The sequence below is a fragment of the Verrucomicrobiota bacterium genome (genome assembly GCA_016200005.1).
GTDB lineage: Bacteria > Verrucomicrobiota > Verrucomicrobiia > Limisphaerales > PALSA-1396 > PALSA-1396.
Window position 1 is genome coordinate 101,801 of the sequence record JACQFP010000045.1, and the last position, 10,328, is coordinate 112,128.

A 10,328-nucleotide genomic window follows, 5' to 3' on the forward strand; every position below is an offset into this window, starting at 1 on the left:
AAAGGTTTTCGCGCGTATGGGCGACACGCACCGTTCCGTGATGTACCGCAACGTCGCCGGAGTTTCACCCTCTCCCCATCGGATGGGGAGAGGGCCAGGGTGAGGGGCGTGTTCAACTGCATCGTTACGCCTCATGGCAGAGATCGAATCCAGATGTTCCGAAAGCGCAGCGGCGGATCATTTCCGTGATCTTGCAGACGGATCGGCGCCTTCTCCGGGAATTTGCCTTTATAGCTCGTCGTTTGCTTATGGACTGTCGGCCCCATGATCTTCGTGTGGTTTTGGACGCAGATGCCATTGATGATCGTCGTCACGTAGGCCGGCTCCGTCACCGTGCCGTCCTGGTTCACCTTCGCGGCGGTGAAGATCACATCATAAACCTGCCACTGGCCTGGCGGACGCACGGCGTTGACGAGCGGGGGAGTCTGACCGTAAACCGCGCCGGCGGTGCCGTCAGCGTAGGTTGGGTTGTTGTAGCAATCGAGGATTTGAGCTTCATAGCGGTCCATGAAAAAGATGCCGCTGTTCCCCTTTTTCTGCGAATTACCCTTGGTCTCGGGCTGCGAGAGCCACTCAAGATGAAGCTGGCAGGAACCAAAGGATTCTTTCGTCCAGATGTCTCCGCCCTGAACCACCAGCTCGCCGTTTGCCACTTTCCAGGTGCACGGCGCGCCGTTTTTGCTGGCAAAGTTTGCATTCGATTTTCCATCGAACAAAACCACCGCGTCTGCCGGCGCCTCCGCAGCCGTCTGGCCGGGTGCGACTACTTTTGGTGCCGGGCGCTTGATGTCGTGCACGCGCCATTGGGTGCCAGGGATGTAGGGTGTGTCGTCGTAGCCGATGGGCGAAGGTTTGTCCTCCGCCAAAGCGGCGACGGCAGACAATGCGAGAAGAGCGAACAGTGGATGGATTTTCATAAATGTTTCAGAACTTGATCAACGAAGTCTAAGCCAATGTTTTTGAAAGCTTGGACGAAATTGCCCATGACACTTCTTGGTCGAAGGTGATTTGCTTTTCGTCCATGCGCATGTCGGCGAGGTTATTCCGGGCCGGATGGCTGTCAAGCAGCCATCTTTCCACGCCGCTTCGGTCAGCTTCTCAAAAAGTTTGATTCGCGGGGCGCGCGGTAGTGCACGGCGAGGTGCGGCGTTTCAATCCTCCTTTGCCCTTCGGCGAGAGATTGCATCCCCGCAGCCACAAGTCCGGTGGTCAAGAGCGTTCGCTCGATGGGGTAAGGTGCTTTGCCGGTCACGAACATGCGCTCGGCTTGCGACATGAGGCGGGCGGAATAAGTCACGTTCGGGGTCGGCGGCAGATAAAACAGGGTGGAGAGCGGGGTCGCTTCCCCTTTGATGCGCGCGGCAAAGTTGAAGTCGTTCACCAAGCCGTTCATCAACAGCATCGTGGCTTTCAGACCATCCGCGTATTCAAACCGGTAAGCGATCGGCTCTTTCACGAACTCGCGGACCTGCGCCGGTGTGGGATAACGGTCGCTGTAAGTGGGCGGCTGGGTGAGAGTTTGACTCCGCGAAAGACAGGCTTCGAAGAGTTTCGGATCCCACCCGCCGGCCGACCACGAGCCGGCTTCCATCGCTTGCCAGACCGGTTCGCCGCGCAAGGCCTGAAGCGCGACGACTCCAGTTTCTCCACCGCGACGTCGTTCCGCCATGCATTGGATCACTTCCAACGCGTGGAAGTCGTAGCTGTCCACGCCGCCAATCGCCACACATAAAACTTCCTGCAAGCTCGCGCCGTAAGGCATCTCGATGGACGGCATGCGCCAGGTGACCGGCAGCGAGGAGCCGGCCAGGAAGGGGAACTTCATCTGCCGCGACAACTCGACCATTTCCGCTGCCCACTCCCATTTCCAGGAGAGATGTTTGTCGTTGAACACCGGAGTGGTGCGGCCGTCCTGGCGAAAGACGTCGGTGACTTGTTTGAAGAATTCGTAGCGCGGATACTTGGTTTGTCCCCACTCACTCTTGGGATAATTGCCGTGCTCGCCGATGATGAGCACGGCGTCCACGGCTAGTTGTTTTCCGCCGCAACGCAACGCCTCGGCAATCGTCGGGTAAATTGTGAAACCAAACTCCTTGGCGCGTTGGCGGCTCAGGTCACCTTCGGGAAATTGATCCACGTAGCCCGAGACGACATTGAGCGGTGGACGATGCCACGCGCCGCCGCTGGGATAACCGACGAGAAAGCGTTCGCCCATGTGCCAGGCATGGGAGAGGAAGCGCCATTCCGTCGTGACGATGGCCATGCGTTTGCGGCGCGGTTCAGAGGCGAGCGCTGGGAGCGCCGGGACAATCAAAGGCGCTGCGATCACGCCTGCGGCCATCTGTTTGAGAAAATCGCGTCGAGTTCTCATTGGGTTGACGTTGATCGTGGACGGTTAACGGAGGATTGGTTTTCGTCCGTAGTCATGGGCGCGAGATTATTCCGGCTCAGCCGAGACACTCAAGGCGTTTCTAATCGTTCGCCTTGCCCGACTTTGCCCTGTGGAATAATCGCGGGGAAAGTCCGTCAGCCATTCTTGCTATTCCACGGGGCGAGCCGACGTGATAGCTTCTTGTTCACACTCATGTCATACGACCGCGCCGATCACGATTACAGCAGCGAGGCCGAACCGCTTCCGCAAGGACACGCAGCGACGCACATCGGCATGTTTCTCGCGTGGGCTGTTCTGAACGGCTTGGAGAATGGCTTTCACCAGCAACACTCCGCGGAGCTTCTGGCTAGGTTGCGGCGGCGGGAGTTGACCGGGCGGCAATTCTTCGAGGCGATGTGCCACGGCAGGTTCGCCGAGAAAGACTTGAACGTGGAAGGAAATGCGTTTGCGCAGCAGTATTACGCGGACGACACCGGAAAGCGCGGCGACTATTTCGCGGATTACAAACGGGTGTTGGTGCGGGGACTGCCCAGCTTCTGGCATGTGGCCGACACTTGGGAGAACTTCGACAAGATCGCGCCCGTGATCAGCCGGCGCTATGACGAGTGGAAGAACCCGCGCAAGAAGCGGTGGTGGCAGTTTTGGAAATGATCTCTTCTTCAGCTTCGAGGTGGGGCTTAATGCGGCCGTCGTTGACCGCAAAGTCTCCGGTCGTTTCTTCGATTGCAAAATGTGACTTCTACTTCTACCATTCCAACACACTTGAAAATCACAACCAAATAACACGAGAAGCCCATGAACCGTATTGCACAAACCCTCGCAGGCATCATTGCCCTCGCATCAATCACGACGTTTGCCAAAGACCTGAAATATTCAATCGCGCCAAATTTCTTCGAGCAAAATCCCGATGGCCAGTCGCTTGGCCCTTGCCACGGCGGCGTGGTGATTGACAAGGCGGGCAACATTTACGTCACCACCGACACTCCGCGTGGCATTGTCGTTTTTTCATCGCAGGGCAAGTTTTTGCGCACCGTCGGTCCGACGCGTATTCACGGGTTGGAAATACGCGAGGAGAAAGGTGTGGAATACATCTATGCCGCGCGCCACGCCGATCATGAAGTGGTGAAGCTCAAGCTCGACGGCGAGCAGATGTGGTCGATCCATTATCCACCGGAGGCCGGCATCTACAAGGACGAGAAAGGCTTCAATCCGTGCGCCGTGACCGTCGCGCCCGATGGTTCGATATTCATCGCCGATGGCTACGGATCGAACTACGTGCTCAAGTACGACAAGGACCGCAAGTTCGTGAAGGCCTTCGGCGGGCCGGGCGAGGCGGATGGGAAATTCAAGACCTGTCACGGCATAGGGCTGGACACGCGGACGGGCAAGCCGCTCTTGCTGGTTTGCAACCGCAACAATAATCGCGTGGAATATTGGGACCTCGACGGCAATTTCGTGAAAGTCATCCAGAAAGATTTGCGGATGCCCGCCGCCGTGCAGTTCCGGGGTGATTATGCAGTGTTTCCAGAGTTGCAGGGGCGGGTCACCGTTTTGGACAAGGCCGGAAACATCGTTGCGCAAGTCGGCGACAATCCGGATGAGAAGCAACGCGCCAACTTCGCCTTGCCGCAGGACCAGTGGAAGGACGGCATCTGCGATTCGCCGCACGGCGCCACGATGGACAAAGGCGGCAATCTCATTGTGTCGGAGTGGAGCAAATTTGGTCACCTCCACAAATTCGCGCGTGTGAAGTAATCCCACACGCGCTTACAGATCTGAAAATGAATGTCCACCCCCTCACCCGGCCTTCGGCCAACCTCTCCCCATCGGATGGAGAGTCGGCTGGGGTGACGCTTATCCGAAAAATAATTTTGCGCGTTGAACCTCTGAACCGTAGCAGCCGACATGAGTCGGCTCAAACATCCATTCGGAAAAGTTGGAGCGGACTCACGTCCGCTACTACCAGGTGCATGGAGACGGTCTTGAGCTTTCGCTGGAAATCGCTGATGACCGTGGCCGCGTTGTTTGCCCTCGGCTGTTGCCCCAATGGAAATATCCGAGCCGCTGAAGAAACTTTGTTTGTGGCCCGACCGCTGACCGAAGAGAATTCTTTTACCGCCGGAATCGAGGGGCCGGCTTGTGACGCCCAGGGAAATATCTACGCCGTCAATTTTGCTAGGGAACAGACCATCGGTAAGGTTTCGCCCGACGGGAATGCGGAAGTCTTCGTGGAGTTGCCCGGCAAGAGCACGGGCAACGGCATCGTCATTGGCCGCGACGGGACACTGTTTGTCGCCGATTACGTGGGGCACAATATTTTGCGCATCGATCCCAGATCGCGGGCTGTTTCGGTGCTGGCGCATGACGACCGGATGAACCAGCCGAATGACCTGGCGCTCGCGCCGTCTGGGAACATTTACGCCAGCGATCCGAATTGGAAGGAAAGCACTGGCCAAATCTGGCTCGCAAGTCACACTGGCAAGCTCAGTTTGGTGGCGACGAACCTGGGCACCAGCAATGGCATCGAGGTCAGCCCGGATGGGAAAATTCTTTATGTCAACGAGAGTGTCCAGCGCAACGTCTGGGCGTTCACCATCGAATCAGACGGATCGCTCACCCACAAACGGCTGCTGAAGAAATTCGACGATCACGGCTTCGATGGGATGCGTTGCGATGTGGACGGCAATCTTTACATCACGCGCCACGGCAAGGGCACGGTCGTTAAACTCTCGCCGGACGGAAAGGCGTTGCAGGAAGTGGACGTGCTGGGTTCGAAGCCGAGCAACCTTTGCTTTGGCGGCCCGGACGGCCGCACGGTGTACGTCACGGAAGTCGATCACCGCCGCCTGGTGCAGTTTCGAGTAGATCGTCCGGGTCTGGCCTTCGCCCGCCTGCGATAGCAGCCCTTTCACGATGTAGCCGCCGAGGTAACGAGGCGGACACAGGACTGCGATTGGATAATGAATCCGCCTCCTCACGTCGGCGGCTACATCGCGATCGTGTCAGACATCAATCATCCTCCTTTACGTCAAACGCAGACTACGATATTGTGTCGTTACTATGATCGTTCCACTCTCGAAAGTGCAGCTCCGGCGGGAAGAAGACGGTGTGTGGATTGCCAAGTCCTCGCTGCTCCCCGGTTGCCACGCGCACGGACGCGACCGTGGCGAAGCTACCTTGCGTTTCCAGCAAGCCGCCAAGGCTCACCTCGAAGTGTTGCTTGAAACGGGTCGCCCCATCCCGCCCGCTTTCCGCGACAAGTTTATTCTTGCCGCCTGATCCGTGGGCAAGTTCCCCACATTCAACTGCCGCAAGTTGGAACGCCGACTCCTTGAAATCGGTTGTGCGCACTTGCGCAACACCGGCAGCCACCGACACTACTCCAATCCGTTTCGGCCCGACCGCCTCATCACCTTCTCGTGGCATCCCGGCGACGTACCACGCGGAATCATTGCCGACATAATCGAAGACCTCGGCATCACCCGCGACGAATTCTACTTCGGAAAATTCTGACGATGTGAGGCTTCACCAAAGTAATTTCTCGAAAGTCGGCGGTACTCTGATTTGAAAGTAGACCACGATTCGCGAAGCGAAAATCTCCTTTGGGGAATCCTTCTCGTAGCGGCGTTGAGAACGCCAATTTCCAGTAGCCGTCAGACTGCACAGAGGGACGACTGTTCGCCGGACGGTTAGTTAAGTGTCATCTGTATCCAAGCATTTCGGCTAAAGTCTCGCCTACGATTCCGAGAACGAATAAAATAAACGGGCCGAGTCGAAACACCCAAAGGTCACTGGGCCAATAGTAGCGACGGCTGCGAAAATAAATTAAGCTGCAACTCCAAAACAGAAACGAGGCGACGAGGTAATATCCAAGAACAAAGCCACCATCTTGCCCCCCCATCGCCAAAATAAAACATATCATCCAGACAATGATCGCTTCTCCAATCACACGCTTGCTAACATGGCCCGCAAGTTCATCCATAATGTTCGCCGACATTTATTGATCTATGGAAAAAATGTTATTTCCGCAATGGACAGTATTGAGCGGCAACAAGTAAAATCAGTTCGATCCTGTCCTTGCGGCACGAGGCAACTTAGGACCGTGAATCGCGATGGTCAATCCCCAATCGGACTTCACGGCTTTTCAACCGGCGGACTGCTGCTCTCGAACGGCTTTCTGGCTTCTTTCTTTTCTTTCTTCGGCGAGAGGTCTTGAGCGGCCAGGGCGCTGAATTCCTGAAGGTATTGCTGCCACGCCTGCTCCAGTTCCCGAACCTTTTCCGGCATCTTGGCGGCAAGGTTCATTGTTTCGCTGCGGTCGCGCGCCAGATTGTAGAGTTCCCACGGTCCGTCCGTCCCTTTCGAGACGAGCTTCCAATCGCCCATCCGGATGGCGCGGTTGCCTTCATGCAGCCACCACAAATATTCATGTGCCACCGTGCCGTCTTTGCGGAAGACGGGAACGAGGCTGCGGCCCGGCGCCGGTGGAATCGGTTGGCCGTTCCAGGTGTCGGGTTTCCTGCCGCCCGCGAGTTCCAGGAGTGTCGGAGCGAGATCGACGAGGTGGCCGGGATTCATCCGCAGTTCACCGTGCGCCGCGATTCCGGCGGACCAATGCACAATCAACGGCGTCGAGATGCCGCCCTCATGCACCCATGACTTGTGAAGTCGCAGCGGCGTGTTCGCCGCCGTGGACCAACCCGGACCAATCCCCAGAAATGATTTCGCCGAACCGACGGGCGCGGCTGGATCGTGGCCGTCACCGCGAATAATTTGTTCGGCGCTCGCGCCGTTGTCGGACAGGAAGAGAATGATGGTGTTGTCGAACGCCTTCATCGCGCGAATTTGATCGAGCACGCGGCCAATCTCGTGATCCATGCGATCAACCATCGCGGCGTGCACCGCCATCTTGGCGGCCTGAAACCGCTGCTGCTCGGGCGACAGTTCCTTCCACTGCACGGCGTGGGCCACTTCACCGGGGCCGACGCGCTGCAGAAGGGCAGCCTCGGACAAGTTCCATTTGGGCACGGTGTCTGGTTCCAGCGGCGACAACTTGGCGTTTAATATCCCCAACTTCTTCATGCGTTCCCAACGACTTCGGCGCAACGCATCCCAACCGTTGCGGTAGGTATTGCGATATTTGGCGATGTCTTCCGGCCGCGCCTGGATCGGAAAGTGCGGGACGGTGAACGCGAGGTAATGAAAAAAAGGCCGGTCGGGAAATTTCGCGGCGTGTTCCTTGAGGCACTTGATCGCGTGATCGGCAATCGCGATGGTCGAATAGAAACTGGTGCCGGGTTCGACGGGCGGCAGCTTCATGTCATCCTCAAAGTGAACGCGCGGTGAAAAGTGACGGTCCTGGTCGTCCAATCGGTAGGAGTGGTCGAAGCCATTCTCCAATGCTTTGCCGTCGAGGTGCCACTTGCCGGAATGATACGTGCGGTAACCCAGTGGCCGGAGAAAATCCGGCAGCAAGCGCGCCCAACTTTGCCGCACGCCGGCGCCACCGCCGCCCAGACCGGGCAGCGCGTCGCGGTGAACCTGTTGAGCGTAATAGCCGGTCAACAACGCCGCGCGCGATGGCCAGCAACGCGCCGTGTTGTCAAATTGCGTGAAGCGCAGGCCGCGTTTCGCCAGCGCGTCGAGATTGGGCGTATGGATTTCGCCACCGTAACAGCCGAGGTCCGAGTAACCGAGGTCGTCGGCCAGGATGAGCAGGATGTTGGGTCGCTGCGCAGTTTCGGTGACGGCTCGCGCCGAGGTGCTGAAGGCGAGCAGCGCCACAGTGAGAATGGCGGTGAATCGGCGGCTCATAGCTTTTTTGGTTTCCGACGAAAGTGTTAGCCAAACTCTTCTCACAATCAACGAGCGTCCGTCGAGCAGTTTCATCACCAGCGCCGACTTATTCGGATGGAACGCGAAGGCAAGAAACATTTGGCGAAAGAGCTCGGGACGATTTGAATCCAAACCATTTGATCGCGGGTTGGAGGCGGTGACCACCCCCCGAAGGTTTTAGGGGGTGCCGGGCCGGCGGGTGGAGCTGCTGCTGGACGCCCGCCGGGCAACCGCGCACGTTGCATAGCGCGTGAGGAAGGACAAATTTATGTTGCATATGCAACATACACTTGTCCATGCTCGCCTCGTGAATTCCAAGACCGAAGAATTTCTGAACTTCCTGCTTTGGTCGGCCGAAGTGCTGGCGCGTCCCACTTTTCGCAACCTGACCGACTCCTACGAAACCTGGGCCTATCGCAACGGGCTGCTCAAGCAAGTCTCCCGACTGGAGCAGCAGCAATTCCTGGAACGCGATGCCTCTGCTCCAGACGACCGGCTTTACCGGCTCACGGCACAGGGGCGATTGCACGTCCTGGGCGGGCGCGATCCGGAGACGCAATGGGCGCGGCCCTGGGATGGGCAGTGGCGGCTGGTGCTCTTTGACGTGCCCACGGGACAAAACGCCCAGCGCGAACGGTTGCGACGCTACCTGCGCGACAAAGGCTTCGGCTATCTGCAAAACAGCGTGTGGATTACGCCAAATCCACTGGAGGAAGATCGCCAGATTCTCGGTGGCGGGAAGATCAATGTGGAATCGCTCATATTGCTGGAGGCACGACCATGCGCCGGAGAATCGGACGCGGAAATCGTCGCGGGCGCGTGGGACTTTGAACGCATCAACCGCCGCTATGCCTGGCATCTGAAAGTGCTGAAGGAGCGTCCGGGCGGCGCGCTGCGGAACGATGCGGCGGCGAAGGCGTTGTTGCGCTGGGCGGCGGCGGAGCGCGAGGCGTGGCTGGAGGCGGTGACGGACGATCCGCTGCTGCCGGGCCGGATTCTGCCGTCGGATTATCTGGGGCAACAGGCGTGGCGGCGGCGGGTGGAAGTGCTCCGAGACGCCGGCCGGCAACTGCGCACGTTCAACATTCTATAGCTTGGGACAAGTATATGTTGCATATGCAACACATACTGGTCCAGATGTTTCAGTTCCGGGATGAGTTCTTCATCTTCGCTTTCACCGCAGCATCCATTCTGATCAGCGGCGGCCAGGGGCGTTTGAAGCCTTCGCCGGGGAGTTTTTTCGTCGCGTCAATGCCGAGTTTGCTGCCGCTGGCGATTTCGCTGGTGGCGTGGTCGAGCACGTCGGACGGGCCTTTGGTGAAGATGCTGTCGCGTTGCGGGTTGGTGTTGGCGCAGTGGGGAGCGCGCCCGCCCCGGGTGCATCGGTCAGCGCCCCGCTGACCGAATCGGGCGTCGCGCGAGGAGGGTTTCGACGAGGGCGTCGAAACCAACGCCCGGGGCGGGCGTGCTCCCCATTTCTATTTGCCGAATAGCGCATCTATTTTCTTTCGGGTGGCTTCATCCATTTTTATTAACGGCGGCCAGTGGCGTTTGAAACCTTCACCGGCGAGCTTGCGCGTGGCGTCAATTCCCAGCTTTGTTCCAATTGCGATTTCAGAAGTTGCATGGTCCAAAACATCGGCTGGCCCTCTTGTGAAAATTGAATCGCGCTGGGGGTCGGTGTTCGCACACAGCCGAAACAGCACTTCACTTGTATTGTGAACATTCACGTCGTCGTCCACCACCACGATGTATTTGGTGAACATCATCTGCCCCATGCCCCAGAGGCCGTGCATGATTTTGTAGGCTTGCATCGGGTAGGTCTTGCGGATGCTCACGAAGACGAGGTTGTGGAAGACGCCTTCGGCCGGCAGCGCGAGGTCCACGATCTCGGGGAAGTTCATCTTGAAGATGGGCAGGAAGAGTTTCACGGACGCGCCGCCGATGTAGAAGTCTTCCATCAGCGGGATACCGGCGATATGGCTTGCGGCGTAACCATCATTCGCTTCCTCGGCCATTTCTTGCTCAGCGATTCCGAACTTTTCACCCCGTTTCCGAAGGTGCCCTCCCCGGTCTCACTGGCGCGTTGACTTCTTCCACG

The 10,328-nt window shown here is 58.0% G+C and carries 11 protein-coding genes and 1 pseudogene; 7 read left to right on the top strand and 5 right to left on the bottom strand.

Annotated elements, in window-relative coordinates; translation table 11 throughout:
* Window positions 1–131: 131 nt before the first annotated feature.
* Both HY298_15955 and HY298_15960 read right to left on the bottom strand, forming a co-directional pair.
* Window positions 132–917, bottom strand: coding sequence for a DUF1080 domain-containing protein (locus tag HY298_15955; GenBank protein MBI3851749.1), 786 nt, complete (start codon window positions 915–917; stop codon window positions 132–134).
* 173 nt (window positions 918–1,090) lie between these two features.
* Window positions 1,091–2,371: a twin-arginine translocation signal domain-containing protein gene (locus tag HY298_15960; GenBank protein ID MBI3851750.1), complete on the bottom strand. Its 1,281-nt coding sequence runs from the start codon at window positions 2,369–2,371 to the stop codon at window positions 1,091–1,093.
* Window positions 2,372–2,584: 213 nt separating this feature from the next.
* Here HY298_15960 and HY298_15965 point away from each other — a divergent pair, with 213 nt between their 5' ends.
* From HY298_15965 to HY298_15985, 5 genes are all read left to right on the top strand, one after another.
* On the top strand, window positions 2,585–3,043 hold the full coding sequence (locus HY298_15965; protein ID MBI3851751.1) for a hypothetical protein: 459 nt from the start codon (window positions 2,585–2,587) through the stop codon (window positions 3,041–3,043).
* Window positions 3,044–3,187: 144 nt separating this feature from the next.
* Window positions 3,188–4,147 (top strand): 6-bladed beta-propeller, encoded by a 960-nt coding sequence (locus HY298_15970; GenBank protein MBI3851752.1) that lies wholly within the window; start codon window positions 3,188–3,190, stop codon window positions 4,145–4,147.
* Window positions 4,148–4,362: 215 nt separating this feature from the next.
* Window positions 4,363–5,292, top strand: coding sequence for an SMP-30/gluconolactonase/LRE family protein (locus HY298_15975; protein ID MBI3851753.1), 930 nt, complete (start codon window positions 4,363–4,365; stop codon window positions 5,290–5,292).
* 160 nt (window positions 5,293–5,452) lie between these two features.
* On the top strand, window positions 5,453–5,671 hold the full coding sequence (locus HY298_15980; GenBank protein MBI3851754.1) for a type II toxin-antitoxin system HicB family antitoxin: 219 nt from the start codon (window positions 5,453–5,455) through the stop codon (window positions 5,669–5,671).
* A 3-nt stretch (window positions 5,672–5,674) separates the two neighbouring features.
* Complete coding sequence (locus HY298_15985) at window positions 5,675–5,905, top strand: type II toxin-antitoxin system HicA family toxin (GenBank protein MBI3851755.1); 231 nt, start codon at window positions 5,675–5,677, stop codon at window positions 5,903–5,905.
* Between the two features lie 187 nt (window positions 5,906–6,092).
* On the opposite strand, the gene HY298_15990 is transcribed toward HY298_15985, so the two are convergent.
* Together HY298_15990 and HY298_15995 are read right to left on the bottom strand one after the other, a co-directional pair.
* Window positions 6,093–6,389, bottom strand: coding sequence for a hypothetical protein (locus tag HY298_15990; protein MBI3851756.1), 297 nt, complete (start codon window positions 6,387–6,389; stop codon window positions 6,093–6,095).
* Window positions 6,390–6,526: 137 nt separating this feature from the next.
* Window positions 6,527–8,206, bottom strand: coding sequence for an arylsulfatase (locus HY298_15995; protein ID MBI3851757.1), 1,680 nt, complete (start codon window positions 8,204–8,206; stop codon window positions 6,527–6,529).
* Window positions 8,207–8,504: 298 nt separating this feature from the next.
* On the opposite strand from HY298_15995, the gene HY298_16000 reads away from it, so the two are divergent.
* Both HY298_16000 and HY298_16005 read left to right on the top strand, forming a co-directional pair.
* Entirely contained in the window at window positions 8,505–9,320 is an 816-nt protein-coding gene (locus HY298_16000) for a hypothetical protein (GenBank protein ID MBI3851758.1), read from the top strand.
* Window positions 9,321–9,343: 23 nt separating this feature from the next.
* Window positions 9,344–9,628: a hypothetical protein gene (locus HY298_16005; GenBank protein MBI3851759.1), complete on the top strand. Its 285-nt coding sequence runs from the start codon at window positions 9,344–9,346 to the stop codon at window positions 9,626–9,628.
* Window positions 9,629–9,705: 77 nt separating this feature from the next.
* Here the strand turns inward: HY298_16005 and HY298_16010 are convergent.
* Window positions 9,706–10,200, bottom strand: a pseudogene (locus HY298_16010) (UbiD family decarboxylase).
* Between the last annotated feature and the right edge of the window lie 128 nt (window positions 10,201–10,328).